This is a genomic window from Longimicrobiaceae bacterium (genome assembly GCA_036375715.1).
Taxonomy (GTDB): Bacteria; Gemmatimonadota; Gemmatimonadetes; order Longimicrobiales; family Longimicrobiaceae; genus DASVBS01.
Genome location: DASVBS010000008.1, coordinates 1 through 20,505, shown reverse-complemented (window position 1 = coordinate 20,505; position 20,505 = coordinate 1). Strand labels below are relative to the sequence as shown.

Here is a 20,505-nt window from a genome sequence, read left to right as displayed (position 1 = left end):
GGGGGCCTCCGCCAGTGCACCCAGCACTTCGGTGTCCGGGCGGAGTTACGCTGCTCGGCCCCAGGTCGGCCCGCCCCGGCGACTCCATCGTCCCACCTCCGGACCTGACACGAACATGAACCTCCCGAAAGTCGGTCTCGGCCTGGCGGTACTCGGCATCCTGGCAGGATTCGTCTGGGAAGAGGCTGCCAACGGTGGCACTTCGGCTTCGCGCGCCTCGACCGCGGAGGGGCAGGAAGAGCCCATCCGGGTCCTGGTCGTGACGGCTACGCACGGGTTCAGGCATACCGAGGGAATCGAGGCCTCGAAGGCCTTCCTCAACGGCGTCAACGGCGCGGACTTCCAGTTCGATGTCACCGAAGATCCGGCCGACATCAACGCGCAGAATCTCCAGAATTACGACGTCCTCTTCCTGAACAACGCCACCCTCCGCATCGCGCCGGCAAACCCCGACGATCCGCAGTCTGTGGCCGCTACGCGCGCCGGCCGCCGCCCTGTCGAAAAGCCGATCACCGCCGAGCAGCAGCAGGCGATCAGCGAATTCGTCCGTTCCGGCAAGGGACTCGTGTGCGCTCACTCGGGCGTGGATGCGCTCTACGGCTGGGATGAGTATCGCGAGATGGTGGGCGGAGGACTCTTCCGCGAGCACCCCTGGACCCAGGAGGTTCAGATCAACGTGGAGGATCCGAGCAACCCCGCGGTCGCCCATCTGGCGCCGAGCTTTCGCATCCACGACGAGATCTACGTGCTCGACGGCAATCCGAGGGAGACCTCCCACGTGCTGATGTCGCTCGACATGCCCAGCACCGGTTCGGCCGACACCTCCGCCGATCATCCGATCTCGTGGATCCGTCGACACGGAGAGGGAAGGGTCTTCGTGACCGTTCTCGGACACTTCGGCGAGGTGTGGCAAAACCCCGGCTATCAGCAGCACATCCTGCAGGGGATCCGCATCGCCGCAGGCCGGCTCGAGGCGGACTTCCAACCACGCTAGAACCCCGTTCCGAACGCGATCCCACCGATGCGACCGATCCGCGCCTCTCTGCTCGCGCTGTTTGGCGTTCTCACGGCCACCACCTGCTCTCCCGGTGCTCCCCCCACCCCTCGGACGGCGGCTCGCCTCGAGCCCCCGCCCGTAAACGGTGGACGGCCGATCGCGCCGATCACCGACACCATCTCCGTAGTCGAGCCGATCCTGCCGGCTTCGGTCGAGGAGGAGCTGCAGCGCTTCGTGCTGCAGCCCGGCTACCGGCTCGAGCCGGTGCTCACGGAGCCGGTCATCCGCGAGCCCGCAGCCATCGCCTTCGACGGCAACGGGCGCATGTTCGTGCTGGAGCTGCGGACCTACATGCAGGATGCCGATGCCACCGGGGAGCTGGACCCGGCAAACCGCATCTCTCTGCACGAGGACACGGACGGCGACGGCGTCTACGACCGCCACACCGTGTTCGTGGACAGCCTGGTCTTTCCGCGCTTCGTCCTCCCGTTCGGCGCCAACAGTATCCTGACGATGGAGTCGAACGAGGACGAGGTCTACCGCTTCACCGATACGGACGGCGATGGCCGTGCGGACAAGCGAGAGCTCTTTACGCGCGATTTCGGGCGGGCGGGGAACGTCGAGCACCAGCAGGCCTTCCTCACCTGGGGGATGGACAACTGGATGTACAGCACCTACAACGCCTTCCGCATCCGCTGGACGCCGGACGGAGTGATCCGCGAGCCGACGGGTCCGAACGGGGCGCAGTGGGGGGTCACCCAGGACAACGAGGGGAAAATCTGGTTTCAGGGAGGCGCCAGCGGTCTTCCCTCGCAGTTCCAATTCCCTGTGGTGTACGGGCGCTTCCAGGTGCCCGACCAGCTCGCGCCGGGCTTCGAGGAGCCCTTTGGGCTGGCCGGCGTGGGGGATTTCCAGCCCGGTCCTGACGCCTCGCGGCCGGACGGCACGCTCAACCGTGTGACCGGCTCGGCAGGCAACGACGTGTTCCGAGGCGATCGCCTGCCCGAAGAGCTGATCGGCGACTACTTCTACGGTGAGCCGGTGGCCAGGATCGTCCGACGCGTGCACCCCGTGGTGACGGAGGGGATCACCCAGCTGCACAACGTCTATCAAGCCGAGCGCTCCGAATTCATCCGCTCGACCGACCCGCTCTTCCGCCCGGTAGACATCGCCACCGCCCCCGACGGCACTCTGTACATCGTCGACATGTACCGGGGGATCATTCAGGAAGGGAACTGGACCCCGCCGGGATCGCACCTGCGAAACAAGATCGAGCAGTACGGGATGGACTCGGTGACCAGCCGGGGTCGGATCTGGCGGCTCACGTACGAGGGGATGGAGCGCGATCGCCGGCGTCCGCGCATGCTCGAGGAAACGCCCGCTGAATTGGTCCGGCACCTGGAGGACCGCAACGGGTGGTGGCGTGACATGGCGCAGCAGCTCCTGGTGCTGAGCCAGGATAGATCGGTGGTGCTGGAGCTGCGGCGCATGGCGCAGAAGTCGAAGTCACGCTACGGGCGCTACCACGCGCTCTGGACCCTCGAGGGGCTGGGTGCCCTCGACGCGGAGCTCACGCGCGAGCTGATGGCCGACGAGGATCCGGGGGTGCGGATCCAGGCCATTCGTGCGAGCGAGACTCTCTACAAGCAGGGAGACGCCTCCTTTGCGGCAGACTACCGGCGGCTGAGCACGGATCCCGTGCCGGACGTGGCCGTTCAGGCCATGCTCACCATGGGGTTGCTGCGTGTTCCGGATACGGAACAGACACTTCGCACGGCGATGGCGGCCAGCAGCGCGCGGGGGGTGCAGCTCGTGGGGACCCAGCTCCTCGAGCGCCTGGCCGAGGTGGCGGCGGGTGGGCCGTTCTCGGGCTCCGGCTTCACCGAGGAGGAGCGCGCGCTGCTGACTCGCGGCGCTCAGATCTTCGGCGAGCTGTGTGCGGAGTGCCACGGAGAGAGCGGTCGGGGAACGCCCGCCGGAGGTGGGCGCACCATCGCGCCCGCGCTGGCCGGCTCCCCCCGCGTACAGGGCCATCCGGAGTACGTGATCAAGACGCTGCTACACGGGTTGACCGGGCCGGTGGGGGGAAACACGTACGCCGGTGGGATCATGCTGGCGATGGGGGAGAACGACGACGACTGGATCGCTGCGGTGGCCTCGTACGTGCGCCGCGGGCTCGGCAACGAGGCCTCGCCCGTGACGCCCGAGGAGGTGGCCCGCGTGCGTGCGTCGAGTCAGCGGACGGAGCCCTGGAGCTACGATGAGCTCGTGGCCTCGATCCCGACAGAGCTCGAGCTGGACGACAGCTGGAAACTCTCCGCCAGCCACGGGACCGAACGGGCCCGCGGTGCGTTCAACTTCGCCGGCTGGAGTACGGGGGCGCGGCAGGCGCCGGGCATGTGGTTCCAGGTGGAGCTTCCCGAACCCCGCAGGCTCACGGAGTTGCAGTTCGAGTCGCCGATGCAGCGGATCCGGCGCGAGCCGCCCGCGCCGCAAGCGGGGGAAGCCCCTCAGCGGGCCGTCTTCGTCCCCACTGGACCAGCAAAATACCGCGTGGAGCTCTCGCTGGACGGGCGTGCGTGGACGCCGGTCGCGGAGGGCGAAGCCCGCTCGGTCCGAACGCGGATTGCATTTCCGGCACAGGAAGCGCGCTTCCTCCGGATCGTCCGGACGGGAGAGGCCGGTGACGGCGAGGCCGCCTGGACGATGATGGGGCTGAGGCTCTTCGAGCGCCCCGGCCAATGAGCGATCGCCTCGCGCTTCCAACGCCTCGGGTATGAGGTCTGTATAGGACCGAAGTTCCCGTCTCCGCCGCGGCAGGGGTGCCGCGGCGTTTCCGCGCGCGCACCAGCGATCATGTTGCGACTGCGAATCTTGCTTTCCGCACCCGGTGCTCGACAGCAGACAGGAGTGCCCGCGGCGGTCGTCGGTGACCGGCCGCGGGCGGGCAAGCATGGGGAGGGGAGGCGATGAGCGCGGTTGGCGGGCTGGTCTCGCGAGCGGTCGACTTTCGCCGGGGGGAGGGCGCCGCGCTCACCTGGTCGTGCGCCTACTTCTTCCTGATCCTCACGGCGTACTACATCCTGCGCCCGATCCGCGACGAGATGGGGGTGCAGGGCGGGGTCGAAAACCTCGCCTGGCTCTTCACCGGGACGCTCGTCGGGATGCTGCTGCTGCACCCGCTGTACACGAGCCTGGTGGCGCGGCTTCCGCGCAACCGGTTCGTGCCGCTGACCTACCGGTTCTTCATCCTCAACCTGATCATCTTCTTCCTGCTGTTCCGCTTCAGCGAGGCGGGGCAGACGGTGTGGATCGGCCGCGTTTTCTTCATCTGGGTCAGTGTCTTCAACCTCTTCGTCGTGTCGGTCTTCTGGTCCTTCATGACCGACCTCTACCGGCCGGCGCAGAGCAAGCGGCTCTTCGGGGTGATTGCGGTGGGGGGAACCCTCGGGGCAATGCTGGGCTCGTCGATCACAGCGGCACTCGCCGTCCCGCTGGGGCCCATCAATCTGTTGCTGGTGTCCGCCTTCTTCCTCGAGATCGCGGCGCGCTCCGCGCAGGGGTTGGATCGTCAGGAGGCTCGGTTGGCCACAGTGGTAGAGGAAGAGCCCGAGGAGGACCCTAACGCGACCGCGTCGTCGCCAGTCGTGGCGCCGCCGGTGGAGCTGCGGGCCCCGGAGGGTCGCGGGTCGGAGGTGATCGGGGGAGGGACCCTGGAGGGCATCCGCAACGTGCTCAGGTCGCCGTATCTGCTGGGCATCGCGGGACTGATGCTCTTCTTCACCATCTCGAGCACCTTTCTCTACTTCCAGCAGGCGGCGCTGACTGACCTCTATTTCGGGAACGATTCGGCGCGGCGTACCCGCTTCTTCGCCAACATCGACCTGCTGGTGAACGTTCTCACCCTGGTCACGCAGGTCTTCATCACCGGTCGGATGCTACGCTGGCTGGGAATCGGGTTGAGCCTGGCCTTCCTTCCGCTGGTCAGCGTGATCGGTTTCGGGGTGCTCGGTGTGGCGCCGGTGTTAGCGGTCCTGGTGATCCTGCAGGTGCTGCGACGGGCTGGCAACTACGCCATCCAGCGGCCGGCGCGCGAGGTTCTTTACACAGTCCTACCGCGGACGGATAAGTACAAAGCGAAGAATTTCAACGACACCTTTGTCTACCGCGTGGGGGACCAGGTCGGTGCCTGGTCTTACACGCTCATCTCGTGGCTGGGGATGGGGATCGCCGGTCTCTCCTTCCTGATGGTGCCGTTCTCCGCCATCTGGCTGCTGCTCGCGCTCTGGCTGGGAGCCCGTTACCGCCGGCTGCAGGCCGAGCGCGAGCGGGAGCCCGCTCCGCTCGCCGGCGCGTCATTGACGGATTTGTAGGCCGAAGTTTAGCTTAAAGGTTTAAGTTGTGTCGGGACCGGGCTTCGTCAGGAAGGACGAGTCCGGTTGCTCCGTGCGGTCGTCCCCACCAACCAACGATCTATGTCCGCGCAGTCACTGGCCGGTTCGTCGCGTCGTTCATCTTCGAAGCACGGAACGGAAGACGCGCTCCTCGTTCGGGCGATCGAGATCACCGCCTGGGCGAAGAAGAACATCCGTCTGGTGATCGCGGCGGTGGTGGTGCTCGCCGGGTTGGTCGCCGGTGTAGTGTACTGGCGCATATACAGCCGTGAGCGTATGGAGCGGGCCGCGGCCGAGTTCGTGCAGCTGCAGCAGACGGCGGCCTCAGGGAACCTGCAGTTGGCCGCGCGCGACATGGAGCAGTACATCCGTCGCTTCGACGGGACGGTGTACGCGGAGGAAGCGCGCATCGCGCTCGCCCAGCTCTACATGCAGCAGGACTCGGCCGCCAAGGCGGTGGAGGCGTTGGCCGGCGCGGCGGAGCGGGTGGACGATTCACCGCTGGGACCGCAGGCGGCGCTGCTGCTCGCCGCCGCGCAGCAGGCGACCGGGGACAACGAGGGCGCTCTGGCGACCTACATGGCCGTGGCGGAAGAGGCCGATCTCAGGTTCCGCCGGGTCGCTGCCCTCGAGGCCGCTGCCCAGCTCCAGAGCCGTCTCGGCAACCACGCCGAGGCCGCCACCCTCTATCGCCGCCTCGCCGAGATGGCCGATGAGGGCACGCCGGAGCGGCAGATGTACGAGATGAGGTTGGTGGAGGAGGAGGCGAGGGCGCAGGCGGGGAATGGGGGGAGTTAGGAGTTGGAAGTTAGGAGTTAGGAGTTAGGAGTATGGCTCCAGTTGAAGGCCAGAATAAGAAGCTAGAAGCTAGAAGTTAGGAGTTAGAAGGGGGCCCCGTCCGGCGTTCAACTCGCCGTGGGGCCCCCTTCGCAATAACGGTCTTCCAGTTTCTAGCTTCTAGCTTCTTACTCCTAACTCCTAACTCCTCAACTCGTGACTCCTAATCCTCACCCCTCCACCAACGCCCGATCCCGAATCAGCAACAGAATACTGTTGTGCCCCACGATCACGTAGGTGGTCGAGTCGATCTCCACCTCGATGGAGTCGCGGCGCAGGAAGACGGCGTAGTCGCCTTTCTTCGCCTGCAGGGGCACGTAGCGCATGTCGGTGCGCGAGGGGCTGAGCCAGGGCTCCCCTTCGGTCGAGATGTCGGTCGTGGGGTAGCCGGGCCCGACGTTCACGATGTAGCCGGCAGCCACGGCCTCCTTGGAGGCCACTCCCTGCGGGAGGTAGAGGCCCGAAGGGGTCTTCGAGTTCTCCTCCTCGGGCTTGATCAGCACCTTGTCGCCGACGACGATGACCTCACGAGTCGGCGTATCCGCGGTCATTGGTGTATTTGCCATGACTGGTCCCGGGTCGTTCGCGTCATCGGATTTTGGGGGAGAGAGGGGCGCCAGCCGGACTGACTCTTGCGGGCCCATGATTCTCTTCCATCCGACGACTCTGTTTGAACTTTCCGCCAGCGGCGGTCCCACGTAAGTTGACGATCGATCCGCGCCAGCGAAAGGTCAATGGGGTGAAGCGGGGGCGGAACGTCGACCATCTGTTTGCTTTATTCGATCCGAAGAGGAGACTTCGCGATGACGGACAGCTTCGGAGCACGCGGGCGGCTCCGCGTAGGGGACAGGGAATACGAGATCTTCCGCCTTTCCGCGCTGGAAAAGGAGGGTCTGGACATCCAGACGCTACCGTACTCCCTTCGCATCCTCCTGGAAAACCTGGTTCGCAACGAGGACGGCGTCACCGTCAACGCCGACGACATCCGTGCCCTGGCGTCGTGGACCGGCGAGGCCTCGGACCGGGAGATCGCCTTCATGCCCGCGCGCGTGCTGCTCCAGGACTTCACGGGCGTCCCGGCGGTGGTCGACCTCGCCGCGATGCGCGAGGCCATGGCCAAGCTGGGCGGCCACCCGAGCAAGATCAACCCGCTGCAGCCGGTCGAGCTGGTGGTCGACCACTCCGTACAGGTCGACGCCTTCGGTTCCCGTGCCGCCTTCCACCTCAACGAGGAACGCGACTACGAGCGCAACCTCGAGCGCTACGCCTTCCTCAAGTGGGGCCAGCGCGCTTTCCGCAACTTCAAGGTGGTCCCGCCGAACACCGGGATTGTACACCAGGTCAATCTGGAGTACCTCGCCCGTGTGGTCTTCGGTACGCACCCGGATGACGTGAGGATCGGTGAGTCGGGCCTTCCGCAGGCGTACCCCGACACGCTCGTGGGTACGGACTCCCACACGCCCATGGTGAACGGTCTCGGGGTACTCGGCTGGGGGGTCGGGGGGATCGAGGCGGAGGCGGCGATGCTGGGGCAGCCTGTCTCCATGCTCATCCCGCAGGTCGTCGGCTTCCGGCTTACCGGTGAGTTGCCCGAGGGGTCGACTGCCACCGACCTGGTGCTCACGATCACCGAGATGCTCCGCAAGAAGGGCGTCGTCGGGAAGTTCGTGGAGTTCTACGGACCGGGCGTGTCCAAGCTCGCGCTTGCCGACCGGGCCACCATCGGCAACATGTCGCCGGAGTACGGCGCGACCTGCGCCATCTTCCCGGTCGACCAGGTCACGCTCGACTACCTCCGCTTCACCGGCCGCCCCGAGGAGCAGGTGCAGCTGGTCGAGGCCTATATGAAGGAGCAGGGCCTCTTCCACACGGCGGATTCGCCGGAGCCGCGTTTCAGCGACACTCTCGAGCTGGACCTCGACTCGGTGGAGCCGAGCATCGCCGGTCCGCGCCGGCCGCAGGACCGCATCCGCCTCTCGCAGGCCAAGAAGGCCTTCCAGGAGGCGCTGCCGAGCCTGCTCCCGGCGGGAGTGGCGGAGGCGCAGAAGGGGTCCGCGGCCGGGGCTCCCGAAGGGGTGGAGACCACCATCGACGGGCAGACTCATCGGCTGCAGCACGGGTCGGTGGTCATCGCCGCGATTACCAGCTGCACCAACACCTCCAACCCGTCGGTGATGGTCGCCGCCGGACTGCTGGCGAAGAAGGCGGTGGAGCGCGGCCTGACTCGCAAGCCGTGGGTGAAGACCTCGCTGGCGCCCGGCTCGAAGGTGGTGACCGAGTACTACGAGAAGGCCGGCCTGGACCGCTATCTCGACGAGCTCGGCTTCCAGACGGTCGGCTACGGTTGTACGACCTGCATCGGCAACTCCGGTCCGCTGCCCCAGGAAGTCTCGGAGGCGATCGCCAAGGGCAACCTGGTGGTAGCCTCGGCCCTATCAGGGAACCGGAACTTCGAGGGACGCATCCACTCCGAGGTGCGCGCCAACTTCCTGATGTCCCCGCCACTGGTAGTGGCGTTCGCCCTGGCCGGGCGCATCGACATCGACGTCTACAACGAGCCTCTCGGGACCGACCGGGAAGGACGCTCCGTCTTCCTCAAGGACATCTGGCCGACCCAGGAGGAGATCCAGCAGGTCCTCCAGGAGGCGATCCAGCCGGAGATGTACCAGCGGAGCTACGGCAAGGTGTTCGACGGCGACGAGCGGTGGCGTGCGCTGGAAGCGCCCGGCGGCGAGCTGTTCGAGTGGGATCCGAACTCCACCTACGTGCGGCATCCTCCCTACTTCGAAGGGATGCAGAAGGAGGCGCGCGGGGAGGTTCCTCCGATCCGGGGGGCGCGCGCGATCGCCGTGCTGGGCGACAGCGTGACGACGGACCACATCTCCCCCGCCGGATCGATCAAGCGCGACTCGCCCGCGGGTAAGTACCTGATCGAGCACGGTGTGGAGGTGAAGGACTTCAACTCGTACGGTTCACGCCGGGGGAACCACGAGGTGATGATCCGCGGCACCTTCGCGAACGTGCGCATCCGCAACCGGCTCGTGCCCGGGGTGGAAGGCGGCTTCACGAAGCACCTGCCCAGCGACGAGATCATGTCGATCTACGACGCTGCCGTCCGCTACCAGCAGGAGGGCACCCCGCTGGTGGTGCTCGCCGGGAAGGAATACGGGTCGGGCTCCAGTCGCGACTGGGCGGCGAAGGGGCCGCATCTGCAGGGCATTCGGGCGGTCATCGCCGAGAGCTACGAGCGGATCCATCGCTCGAACCTGATCGGGATGGGCGTTCTGCCGCTGCAGTTCCGTGAGGGCGATAGTGTGGACTCGCTGCAGCTCGATGGCACCGAAGTCTTCGACGTGGAGGGGGTGCAGGAGCGGATCGCGGACGGCTTCGCCGGCGGGCGCGAGGTTACCGTGCGCGCCACCCGCGCGGACGGCTCCACCACCGAGTTCCCGGCAATCGTCCGCATCGACACGCCGCAGGAGGCGCTCTACTACGTGCACGGAGGGATCCTCCAGTACGTCATCCGCCAGCTCCTGCTGGGTCGCGAGAAAGCGGAGGTGATCTCAGCCTCCCTCTCGCACGCGGCGCAGGCCGACCCCGCCGCGTCTCCGAACAACGGAAAGGTAGACGAGGGCTCGGTGGAATCGTTCCCGGCGAGCGACGCGCCGGCGTACTGACGGAGAGAAGCTAGAAGCTAGAATTCTAGACTTCTGGCTTCCTGCTGGAGCTTGTTCAGAATCGGCTCGCGGTCGGAGTCGTAGACTGGAACAACGATAACCTGTGCCAGCTAGAGGCCGGAAGCTGGAAGGTGGGGTGCAAGATTTCCTGTAGCATGCGTCGAGAGGCGCTGAAGTCGAACGCATGGTCTCACGACCGGCCCAGGAGCATTCTAGCTTCTAGCTTCTAGCTTCTTCAGCCATGTCCCGCGGCTCCCATCTCCGCCTTGCCCCCGGCGCCGAGTTCGATCTGATCCGGCGCTTTCTACCGCACGCGCCGCGGTTCGGGCGCGAGGACGTGCGTGTGGGGCCGGGGGACGACTGCACGGTGGTGGTGGGAAACGGGATCGCCATCTCGGTCGATCTCAGCGTGGAGGGGATTCACTTCGATCGCGCCTGGCTCTCGGCACACGAGATCGGTTGCCGCGCGGCGTCGGCGGCGCTCAGCGACCTCGCCGCCATGGCGGCCAGACCGATCGGCCTTCTTGTGGCGCTGGGCGTCAATGAGACCGACGCGGACGATTTCGCGGTGGAGGTGATGGACGGCGTGCACGACGCGGCCGAGCGGGTTGGCGCGGTGGTCCTGGGGGGCGACCTGACCCGCTCTCCGGGGCCCGTGATCATTGACGTCTCCGTGGTTGGCGAGGCCCAGACGCCCGTACTCCGCTCCGGTGCCCGCGTCGGGGATGAGGTCTGGGTGACGGGGGCGCTGGGTGGAGCTGCGGTGGCGGTCGCCCGGCTGCTCCGCGGAGAGGCCCCCAACCCCGACGCGGTGGAGCGCCTCGCCTGTCCCGTCCCGCGAGTATACGAGGCGCGTTGGCTGGCCGAGCGCGAGCTTCCGCACGCCATGATCGATCTGTCGGATGGTCTGCTCGGAGACGCGGCGCACCTGTCGACCGCGGGCGGCGTGGCGGTGGTCCTGGAGCGTGAGGCGATTCCGGTGCATGAAGCGGTGATCGCCGATACCGCCTCGCGCGAGACCGCTCTCGCGTTCGCCGTTTCCGGCGGTGAGGATTACGAGCTGTGTTTCTGCGCGGCGCCCGGCGCGGTGCAGCCACACCAGGAGGCCTTCGAGGACGAGTTCGGCGTGTCCCTCACCCGCGTCGGAGTGGTGGAGGAGGGCGACGGCGTCTGGTGGAGAGGAGAGGACGGGGGGCGACAGCCAGCAGAGGGTGGTGGGTTTCAGCACTTCGGCGGAGGGACGGATTGATTCGATCGGCCTGGGTGGGGCTCAACATTGCCCTGGCCACTCTGTTCTTCGGCACGATCGTCATCGTCGCTTCGCTGCTGGGCGTTCGGGGTCGTCTTTACTTCTGGGCGACCCAGCAGTGGAGCCGGGTGGTGCTGTGGGCGAGCAACGTGTCGGTCACCGCGCACGGCATCGATAGGGTCGACTGGAACAGCCCGCATGTACTCGTCTGCAATCACGTCTCCTTCTACGACGTCTTCGCGCTCGCCTCCATCCTGCCGACTCCGTTCGCGTTCGTCGCCAAGAAGGAGTTGGCCCGTATCCCCTTCTTCGGAATCGCCTGGAGAGTAGCCGGGCACATCTCCATCGACCGCTCCGACCGCGCCAGCGCCATCCAGAGCCTGCGCAAAGCGGGCGAATCCATCCGCGAGCATCGCAGTACGGTCATCATCTTCCCCGAAGGGACGCGGTCGCTGACCGGGCAGATGCTCCCCTTCAAGAAAGGCGCGTTCAATCTCGCCATAGAGGCGAGGGTGCCCATCCTGCCTGTCGTGGTGATCGGCAGCGCGGACGTACAGCGGCCAGGGTCGCTGCGGGTGCGCTCCGGACCGATCCACCTGTACTTCGGCGAGCCGATGCCCCCGCCGTCGAGTGCCAACGGGGCGCTCGAGCCCTACATGGCGTCCGTTCGGCGCCGTATGGAAGAGATGCTGGAGCAAGCGGCGCCGGCCCGCGCTTGAGAAGGCAGTGCGTAAGCCAAATAGCCAGTTGACCTTACCGCATAGGGCACGGAGGTGAACACAGACGATCGCAGAGAAGATTCACACCAAATCACACCCCTCCAGTTTCAATGACGGATTGGTTGGGAAGAAGTTGGTTTCCCCTGCGTGCTCGGCGCATAGCTACGCGCCCTCTGCGGCAAAAAGCCAATCTGGCACAGGCTCGAAGCTGACCTTCAGCTGACATCCCGGAAGTGAACCGGCACGCCCGGCCTGAGTTGGCGGCTGAGGTAGTAAGCGTCCCAGTTAGTGAGGCGCACGCAGCCGTGGGAGGTGGCGTACCCGATCGTCTCCGGGGCGCTGGTGCCGTGGATGCCGTAGTGCTCCGTCGCGAGCTGCATCCACACCACCCCCACAGCGTTGTTCGGCCCCGGGGGGATGACCGCTTCCTCCTCCCAGTCGTTGACCCCGGTGAGCAGGTCGGGCTGGTAGTGCCAGGTAGGATTCGGCGCGATCGCTGTGACGGTGAACCGTCCCTGCGGAGAGGGGGCGTAATCCGCCCCCAGGGTAGCGGGGAAGTGCGCCAGTATGCGACCGGAGGCATCGAGGGCGTGGAGATAGAAGCCTCCGTCGGAAACGACCAGCGACACCACGGGGCCAAGCGGCGGGGCATCGGGTCGGCGCACGTCCAGCACCACGATGGATTGCCCGGCTCGCAGCGAGTCGAGCGGCACGCCAGGGTTGAGCAGCGCCAGGAGCTGCGGGGTGGTATGGAACCGCTCGGCCAGCTTCTCCGACAGCGACTCGTAGCACGCGCAATCGAGCTCGGCCTGCTCGTAGATGTCCTCGGGAATGGTGACGAAGGGACCTTCCACGTCCGCGGCGCTCAGCGCGTGCTTGCGGGTGAAGTCGCGCACCCCCGATACCTCGACGAGTCGGCGCCAGGTGGCGCTGTCCACGCGACCCGTGGCGGCCAGACCCTCTCGCCGCTGCAGCCAGTAGACCGCCTTCTCCGTGTTCATCCCCCAACGTCCGTCAATGACGCCGGGGGAGAACAGCGCCCGATCGAGCGCGACTTGCAGACGGACCACGCTCGGCCCGGCAATATCACCGAAGAGCGGGAGGACCATGGGCACCTCGCTCATCACCTCGGGCGAGATGTCCTCCCAGCGCTCGGGGAAGTCGATGGGCGGCCCGGGGGCAACGCTGTCGAGCTGCACGAAGCGCTGCCAGCCACGGTCGAGGCGTCCCTGCTCCAGCTGCTCGGGGGTGAGTCGCTGGCGCGGGTTCCCGTAGACGCTCGGATCCACCTCCACCACGTGGAGAGGCTCCGTCGTGTCCCGGGCGGCGTCGCGCGACTGCTCGTCCCCCGAGTCGCCGCGACAACCGGCGGGAATCAGCAAGAGAGGGATCAGCAAGAGCGAGCGCCGCCGCATCGTCATCGCGGTTCGATGGCTGAGGATGCGGCGGCGCTGGCGCAAGCGGCGTACCCGATCCGTGATGGAACGACGCGGTCGGAAGCAGTCGTGAGTGACCGGGCGAGTCGGACGTCGACTGCGGATCGGGGCGGGTCAGGTCAGGCGTGCTGTCCTGCGTGCACGCCCTCCGCCACCTCCTCCACCAGCTTCCGGTTGAAGGCCGGGATGTCGTTCGGGTTACGGCTGGTCACCAGCCCGTTGTCGACCACCACCTCCCGATCGACCCAGTGGGCGCCCGCATTCTCCAGGTCAGTGCGCACCGACGGATAGCTCGTGACCTCGCGGCCCCGTACCACGCCCGCCTCCACCAGCATCCAGGGCGCGTGACAGATGGCTGCGACGGGCTTGTGGTCGATGAAGAAGTGGCGGACGAAGGAGACCGCTTTCTCGTTCATGCGCAGCTTGTCCGGGTTCATCACCCCACCCGGAAGGAGGAGCGCGTCGTAGTCGGCCGGGTTGGCGCGATCGAGAGGAACGTCCACCTCGAACTCCTCGCCCCAGTCGGTCATGTCCCAGGCGCGAACCTTCCCTTCGGCGGAGGAGACGATCTCCGTGTGCGCACCGGCCTCCTCCAACGCGCGTCGTGGCTCCACCATCTCTACCTGCTCGAAACCATCCGCCACGAGGATCGCTACACGCTTGCCGTCCAGCTTTCCGCTCATAGTGCTATCTCCTTGTTGTAGAGGTAGTTAGCGGATCCATGAGTATTGCAAGCGCCGCGCCGCGGGGGAGGGGGGATGGGTCAAAGGGGGGACAAGGAGACAAGGGGACAAGGAGTGACAAGGTGACAAGGTGAGGGGGTGGAGTTGACCCGCTTCAGTGGACACCTAAATCTCCAGCGGAGAGAAAAGGGGGTCCACATGGGACGGGGTCGGCGATACCTGCCGGAGTTCCGGCAGCAGATGGTGGAGCTGGTGCGAGCGGGTCGCAGTCCGAGCGAGCTGAGCCGGGCGCGCGGCCCCGTCGCATCCACCGTCCGAGCCCACTATTGTCGCCTTGTCTGGCGTTCACCCGATCACTCGCTTACCCCTCTCACCCCCTCACCCCGTCCCCTTGTCTCCTTGTGACTTCCGGCGAGAACCAGGGCGAGCGGTGGAGCGGCAGGAGGGATGCGCTTTGCGAGATTTCCGACTGGCGGGGGGATCGACCGGGGCTCGAGCGGGAGCTAGCCGCCCGCGCCGACGCTCTCGATCGCGACGCCATCCTTGCGCACGGCGAGGGTCAGGCTCACGCCCTCGGCTTCGAGCTCGACGGTGAAATGGCCGAGCGTGCGCATGCCCACGCGCACGCCGCGAACCGCTCGACCGGCCAGCGCGGCCCCGAGCGCCCGGTTCACGGCTTCGACGTCCCGCACCAACTCTCGCCCGCCGGGCGTGCGCCGGAACACGTCGGTGAGCACACGTTCGCCCTCCGCCCGGTAGAGACGCCGGGCGCGGCCCGTGTCCAGTGCCAGCCCCACTACGCGTTCGAGCAGCGGCGCCAGCTCCGGCTCCACCTGCCCCGTCGCCACGGCGCTGAACAGCCGCTCGAACGGCAGCCGGCGCTCGTCCGGCATGCCTTCGACCAGGTGGGCCAGCTCGGCCGCGATCAGCTCACGCGCATCCTCGCCGAGCTCGATCGGCTCCGTCTCCGTCGGGGGAGCCGCCCGGCTCATTGCCAGTCCTCTTCGCTCTGCACGTTGGCGTGGCTGACCGCCTTCAGGATCTCCTCGGCCTCGTGCTCGAAGCCTCCGGTCTCGATCGGGCAGTGGATGCCGCACTCCTTGGGGGCGTTCTCCTCCCACCACCAACGTCCCGCCCGATCGTCGTCGCCCGGCTGGATCGGGCGCGTGCACGGCGCGCAGCCGATGCTCGTGTAGCCCTGGTCGTACAGCGGGTGATACGGCACGTTGTTCTCGCGGATGTACTCCCACACCTCCTCCCCCGACCAGTCCGCCAGCGGGTTGACCTTCACGATGCCCCCGTGGTCGTGGTCGAGCTCGACTTTGCGGATTGCCGCCCGCGATGCCCACTGGTCCCGCCGCAGACCCGTGAACCATCCGTCCAGCGTTCGCAGTGCACGCAGTAGCGGCCGCACCTTGCGAATCTGGCAGCATACAAAACGCAGGGGGACGGACCGGTAGAACAGGTTCACCCCGCTCCGCTGGACCATCGTCTCGACCTCGCGGTAGTCCGGGAACAGGACTTCGACCCGTACCTCCGGGTAACGCTGCTGGACTTCGGTAAGGAAGGCGTAGGTCTCCTGGGGCAGACGTCCCGTGTCCACCGTGATGAGCCGGATGTCAGGCTTCATCTGGTACGCCATGTCCAGGATCGCCATGCCGTCGGCTTGCATGGCCGAGACCACCGCGATCCGCTCCCCGAACGTGTCCAGCGCCCAGCGGATCACGTCCTGCGGCTCCTTATCGTCTAATTCGACCGCGATCTCTCCAATCTCGAGATCGTCGAATACGATCGTGCTCTCGCTCATCGTCCCCAATGCGTAAAGTGAGTGTGCCCCACCCGAGCGCGGCTCAGCCCCCGGCGAGCGCCGGCAGCACGACCAGCTCGTCCGCGGCCTTGACCGGCGTGTCCAGGCCCTGAAGGCCGCGCACGTCTTCTTCGTTCAGGAACAGGTTGATGTACTCGTTCAGCCCGCCGTCCGGCCCCAGGATCTGCGCCTGGAGCGCCGGGTAGTTGCGTGTGGCCGCCTCCAGCAGCTGGCCCACCGTGCGGGCCTGGGCCTCGAAATGGTCGATGCCGCCCGTGAAGTCCAGGAATGGCCCCGAGATGCGCAGCACGGCATGCCTCGGCGCCTCCTCCTCGGCGGCAGCGCCGGGCATCGCGATGCCCCGGAGCTCGGCATCAGAGCGGGCGTCGCAGAACTCGCGGAACGAGAACGTTGCACCATTGCCGTTGCGCGCGCGGCGCTCCGTGAGCCAGGCTTCCACCAGCCGCGCGATCGCTGCCGTCGCCTCTTCGCCCGGCACCCGTCGGAGGATCGGCCGGCCGATCGCCGGATTTGGACCGAGCGCGCCACGCAGCGTGATGTCGTACGCCTCGACCTTCTGCCCATCGGGCGAGCGAGCCGTCGTTCCCTGAAGGCCAATGTCACCAACCCAGTGGTGGGCGCAGGCGTGCGGGCAACCGTCCATGAAGATCCGCAGATCGTGGAGCTCTTCGCCGAAGCGACGGTCGAGCTCCTCGAGGATCTCCTGGAGCTTGCCCTTGGTCTCGGCAACCGAGTAGTTGCAGAAGCGGTGACTCGTGCAGGCGACCGACCGCCCGTAGATCGGGTTGCGTTCGAGCGGAAAGCCCATCGCGCTCAGATCGCCGGACAGTTGCTCGAGGCGATCCTCCGGCACGTTGCCGACGATGAAGTTCTGCTGGCGCGTGAAGCGGACGTCGCCGCCCACCTCCTCGACCGCGTCGGCGATGCGGTGGAGCTGGTCGCCCGACACCCAGCCCATCGGCACCGGGACGCCGACGTAGAGCAGGCCTTCCTGCTTCTGCCGATGCACGCCCAGGTGGTCCGCCTCGCCCACCGGCTCGGGGGCGCGAACCCGCTCGAGCTTCCGCCCGAGCCGATCCTCGATCATGGCCCGGACGGCCTCCGGGCCGTAGTCGTCCACCAGGAACTTGATGCGGGCCTTGGCGCGGCTAACACGGTAGCGGAGGTTGCTCTGCCAGGTGTCGGTGATCGCCCTCAGCACGTCGATCGTTTCCTCCACAGGCACGAAGATGTCGAGATCGCGTGCCAGACGCGGGGTGGAGGACAGGCCGCCGCCCGCGCGCACGGCGAAGCCCTCGCGCCCGTCCTTGATCACGGCCAGCAAGGCGACATCGTGAATTTCCGGCGCGTTGCACTGGAAGGGGCAGGCGCTGATCGTATACTTGTGCTTGCGGGGCAGGTTCGAGTAGTCCCGGTTCCCCCAGAAGAACGCCGCTGCCTCCTCGATCACCGGGCGCACGTCGAAGACCTCGCCTGGCTCGATCCCGGCCACGGGGCAGCTGGTGATGTTCCGTACGGTGTCGCCTTCGCCGCCGACGGTCGTGAGGCCCGATGCCTGGATCGCCTCTAGCACCTCGGGGAGCTGATCCAGCCGGACCCAGTGGAGCTGGATGCCCTGACGAGTGGTGAGCTCGGTGTAATCCCGGCCGTACTCGCGGGCGACCCGGCCGATGCCGCGAAGCTGCTCCGGTGTGATCAGCCCGCCGGGCACTTTGACCCGCACCATGAAGGTGCCGACCTTGGGCTTATCGTGCGTGAGGCCCCACCAGTTGAGGCGGACGATGTCCTCCTCGGGCACCGCCTCGTAGCCCATGTCGATGAGCTGCGGTAGCTCGTCGACGATATCGAGCGGGAACTTTTCCTCCTTCATCCGCTCGATGCTGTTGCGCTTGAGGACGCGTTCCCAGGTGGGTTCGGTAAGCACGTCGATGGCCATCGAATCTCCTATGGTGCGTTTGGTGGCGTGGTCGGTTGCGTTTGGCCCGGCCGCCCGCCCGGTCCGCGTCGTGAGTCGGGTCGCCGGCTCGTCCGGCGCCGCGTTCCGGGTACGCAAAAACGAACGGCCGCGACTCACTGAGGGAGTCGCGGCCGTTCTGGATCTGCGATTCGCGGAGGCGGGGGCATGCCCCCGTTTTTCGTCTAACTCACGTCTTCCGCGTCATCCAAAAGCGTGCACGGCGCCGGCTCCCCGGGCTCGCGGGAAGTACAGCGGCAACAACAACAGCCGTGCATGCGGATGATCGTTTCGCGGTGCGTCATGTCCTTGACTGTAAGGCCAAAGGCTGAGGAATGCAAGGGGCGGGGGCGGTTGGGCGTGATTCGAGGGGTTCTCTGGGGGGAGACGAGGTGACAAGGTGATGGGGTGAGGGGGTGAACGGTGGATGCGGCCGCGCCAGACTCCCTTGAACCATGGCGCTTGGGCCAGCTCCAAGCTCACTGAACTCGGCTGGGCCGGCTTCATCCCATTTGGGCTGTCGACTCTGTGTGTCGACGTCCGGACTCGCCTAAAGCGCTCAACTCCACCCCACGCGGCACGTCCGCCTCTCACCCCGTCACCTTGTCACCTTGTCACCCGTTCACCCCCCTCCCTGTCTGCCTCGCCCCGGCCCCGGCGGCTAATCCACCGCCGTGCGACACCGCCGCTCGATGCGGCTTCTGCGCGCGCTGGGGGAGTCGAGGATGTCGAAGAATTCCTCGAGGTAGCCGACGGCGCGGTCTGCGTGGCGGCGGTCGAGCTGGGGCAGGTCGCGGAAGACGCGCTCGAAGGCTCTGCGGCGGGCGAGGAACTCGGTGAAGAGCGCGTCCATGTCCAGGCCGGGGCGACAGAAGCCGCGGTAGATTCGCTCGCGGACGGAGCGGGTGTCGAAGATCGCCGACGGTGCCGCGTAGGGGGCGTCGACCAGCCCGGAGAAGTCGAAGTCGTACGGGACCGGGTGGTAGGATCCGTCCGGCATGCGGATCAGCTCCGCGTTGTGGAAGTTGACGACGGAAAAGTCGGTGTTGCCGATCATATACTGGAAGAGCTCGACCCGTGTGGAGGCGGCCGGATCGAGCAGCAGCGGATCCGCCCCGCGCACCTCCAGGGAGATGCCTCCGAACCGGGCGGCGAGCTGGTTGACGTTCTCGATCAGGAACGCGTGACGGGTGAGGGGCTTCGTCCGACCGTTGTGGTCGCGGTAGGTGATGCGCGCGAGGCGGACGCGAAAGCTCACGTCGGAGAGAAGGTTGTAGAGGCGATAGGCCGCGTACTCCACCAGCATGTTCTGCTCGTAGACCTCCGTGTCGCGGCAGTGGGCGACGAGCTTGACCGCGTTCTGCCCGGCGAAGGGGGTGCCGACCGCGGCGGGGGTGCGGTCGAAGTCCAGCCGCAGGTTAGGGAAGGAACAGGTACCGGGCCGCAGGCGGAACCCCCCGCGCGTGCGGACCTGAAGCGGGATCTCGACCGTATCCTCTCCCGCGCTGTCGCTCCAGAGCAGGACGGCGGGGCGCTCTGGTGTCTCGTCTCCGCGATCGTCTTCGAGGAGCTCGAAGTCGGCCACCAGGGTGAATTCCAGCACCTCCTGCGAGGCGAAGAGCGGTGCTTCCTCCACGGCCTCGGGGGGGAGGTCGACCTGGCCGAGAAGGGGAGCTCCCCGGGTGGCGCCGAGGGCGACGAGGAGCGGGGTGGCGATGCGAGTGGGGCGGATCATGACTACCTCCGGTCCACGGCGCTGTTGTGGGGGAACCGCGTGGGGAGGCGAGCTGGAAACCGACCGTGGGCCGTGCAGGATGAACTATGCGGGGCGGCAAATTGCGGCACAAGGAAACTCGTAGGCCGCGCCTGCCGTTGAAGGAGGGGGACCGATCTGTTCGACGGTTGGCAGCTCCGCCGCGCCGTCTTGAACGCCTGCACCAGGGAGACCACGATGGACACTAACGCGCTGGCGGGGATGCTGTTCACGGTGGTGATCCTCGCGATGATTGGCGGGTTCATTCTCCTCTGGCCGATTTCTCGCCGGCTGGGAGCGATCCTCGAGCAACGACTCAACGAGCGGTCCGGGGCGACACCCGCTACGGGTCAGATCCAGGAGCTCCAGGCTACCATCCGGGAGCTTCAGGCGGAGCTGGAGCGGCTCGCCGAGCGTCAGGATTTCACCGAGGCGCTGCTGCAGGAGAAGGAGCCCCGGCGGTTGAGGGGGGACAGGGAGCTACAGTAGGGCGGAACGCTGGATTGCGTGCGGTCGTTCGCGGCTGGCGAGGTGGGGCGGGTTTGGACTATGATGGTGGGATGTGAGCGGCGTCGGCGGATCCGGCGCGGGGCGGCAGGGGTACGAGGGTGCTCGAGCGCGCGGCCGCTGCGCAGGGTTGGGGTTCACCGCGGATCGTGCCAGTTCGCTCGAGCTCCGCGGCCGGTGTTCACCGGTTGGCGCGGCGGTGTTTGGAGGGTTGGCAGAATGGCTAATGCACCGGTCTTGAAAACCGGCGGGCGCAAGCCCATCGGGGTTCGAATCCCCGGCCCTCCGCTGGATGTAAGTTTTTTATTGGCATGTGGTTACGGCCCGCCCAGGACAGGGTGTCCTCGTGGGCGACGACCCGCAGGGGTGTGGCAGGACCAGCTCCGTGGACCACGTGGCTGCCCCGGGCCGGCGGCGGCCGGGTATCGCCGAGCGGCGCCCGACGGGTCCGGTGGCGCTCGGCCGGGCGGA

15 protein-coding genes and 1 tRNA gene are annotated in these 20,505 nt (G+C 66.9%); 9 read left to right on the top strand and 7 right to left on the bottom strand.

Translation table 11 applies throughout. The features are described from left to right. Positions 1 to 115 precede the first annotated feature (115 nt). The 4 genes from VF167_01785 (at position 116) to VF167_01770 (ending at position 6,189) form a co-directional block, all read left to right on the top strand. Entirely contained in the window at positions 116 to 994 is an 879-nt protein-coding gene (locus VF167_01785; GenBank protein ID HEX6924133.1) for a ThuA domain-containing protein, read from the top strand. Positions 995 to 1,021: 27 nt separating this feature from the next. Then, entirely contained in the window at positions 1,022 to 3,742 is a 2,721-nt protein-coding gene (locus VF167_01780) for a c-type cytochrome (GenBank protein ID HEX6924132.1), read from the top strand. A gap of 224 nt (positions 3,743 to 3,966) precedes the next feature. Further along, complete coding sequence (locus VF167_01775; GenBank protein ID HEX6924131.1) at positions 3,967 to 5,370, top strand: hypothetical protein; 1,404 nt, start codon at positions 3,967 to 3,969, stop codon at positions 5,368 to 5,370. A 102-nt stretch (positions 5,371 to 5,472) separates the two neighbouring features. Beyond that, positions 5,473 to 6,189, top strand: a complete 717-nt coding sequence (locus VF167_01770) for a tetratricopeptide repeat protein (protein HEX6924130.1) — start codon at positions 5,473 to 5,475, stop codon at positions 6,187 to 6,189. A 209-nt stretch (positions 6,190 to 6,398) separates the two neighbouring features. Here VF167_01770 and VF167_01765 read toward each other — a convergent pair whose 3' ends face one another. Continuing rightward, positions 6,399 to 6,794, bottom strand: a complete 396-nt coding sequence (locus VF167_01765; GenBank protein ID HEX6924129.1) for a co-chaperone GroES family protein — start codon at positions 6,792 to 6,794, stop codon at positions 6,399 to 6,401. Between the two features lie 237 nt (positions 6,795 to 7,031). Here VF167_01765 and acnA point away from each other — a divergent pair, with 237 nt between their 5' ends. The 3 genes from acnA (at position 7,032) to VF167_01750 (ending at position 11,873) form a co-directional block, all read left to right on the top strand. Next, positions 7,032 to 9,905: an aconitate hydratase AcnA gene (gene acnA / locus VF167_01760; GenBank protein ID HEX6924128.1), complete on the top strand. Its 2,874-nt coding sequence runs from the start codon at positions 7,032 to 7,034 to the stop codon at positions 9,903 to 9,905. 241 nt (positions 9,906 to 10,146) lie between these two features. Next, complete coding sequence (gene thiL / locus VF167_01755; protein HEX6924127.1) at positions 10,147 to 11,154, top strand: thiamine-phosphate kinase; 1,008 nt, start codon at positions 10,147 to 10,149, stop codon at positions 11,152 to 11,154. Further along, a complete protein-coding gene (locus VF167_01750; protein HEX6924126.1) occupies positions 11,151 to 11,873 on the top strand; it encodes a lysophospholipid acyltransferase family protein in 723 nt (240 codons plus the stop codon). Before thiL ends, VF167_01750 begins: the two co-directional genes overlap by 4 nt. Positions 11,874 to 12,088: 215 nt before the next feature. On the opposite strand, the gene VF167_01745 is transcribed toward VF167_01750, so the two are convergent. The 6 genes from VF167_01745 to VF167_01720 all read right to left on the bottom strand — a co-directional run bounded on the left by VF167_01745 (position 12,089) and on the right by VF167_01720 (position 19,509). Then, positions 12,089 to 13,294 carry a L,D-transpeptidase family protein gene (locus tag VF167_01745; protein ID HEX6924125.1) on the bottom strand — a complete coding sequence of 402 codons (1,206 nt, stop codon included), beginning with the start codon at positions 13,292 to 13,294 and terminating at the stop codon, positions 12,089 to 12,091. Positions 13,295 to 13,428: 134 nt separating this feature from the next. Further along, positions 13,429 to 13,992, bottom strand: a complete 564-nt coding sequence (locus VF167_01740; GenBank protein HEX6924124.1) for a type 1 glutamine amidotransferase domain-containing protein — start codon at positions 13,990 to 13,992, stop codon at positions 13,429 to 13,431. Between the two features lie 503 nt (positions 13,993 to 14,495). Further along, positions 14,496 to 14,984 (bottom strand): hypothetical protein, encoded by a 489-nt coding sequence (locus VF167_01735; protein HEX6924123.1) that lies wholly within the window; start codon positions 14,982 to 14,984, stop codon positions 14,496 to 14,498. After that, a complete protein-coding gene (locus VF167_01730; protein HEX6924122.1) occupies positions 14,981 to 15,799 on the bottom strand; it encodes a phosphoadenylyl-sulfate reductase in 819 nt (272 codons plus the stop codon). Before VF167_01730 ends, VF167_01735 begins: the two co-directional genes overlap by 4 nt. 43 nt (positions 15,800 to 15,842) lie before the next feature. After that, a complete protein-coding gene (locus VF167_01725; GenBank protein ID HEX6924121.1) occupies positions 15,843 to 17,756 on the bottom strand; it encodes a MoaD/ThiS family protein in 1,914 nt (637 codons plus the stop codon). 679 nt (positions 17,757 to 18,435) lie between these two features. Continuing rightward, positions 18,436 to 19,509 (bottom strand): hypothetical protein, encoded by a 1,074-nt coding sequence (locus VF167_01720; GenBank protein ID HEX6924120.1) that lies wholly within the window; start codon positions 19,507 to 19,509, stop codon positions 18,436 to 18,438. A gap of 216 nt (positions 19,510 to 19,725) precedes the next feature. Between VF167_01720 and VF167_01715 the strand changes: the two genes are divergently transcribed. Then, the gene (locus tag VF167_01715) at positions 19,726 to 20,016 is read left to right on the top strand and encodes a hypothetical protein (protein ID HEX6924119.1); all 291 of its coding nucleotides are present in this window, start codon (positions 19,726 to 19,728) and stop codon (positions 20,014 to 20,016) included. A 223-nt stretch (positions 20,017 to 20,239) separates the two neighbouring features. Next, positions 20,240 to 20,322, top strand: a tRNA-Ser gene (locus VF167_01710). The last annotated feature ends 183 nt before the right edge of the window (positions 20,323 to 20,505 follow it).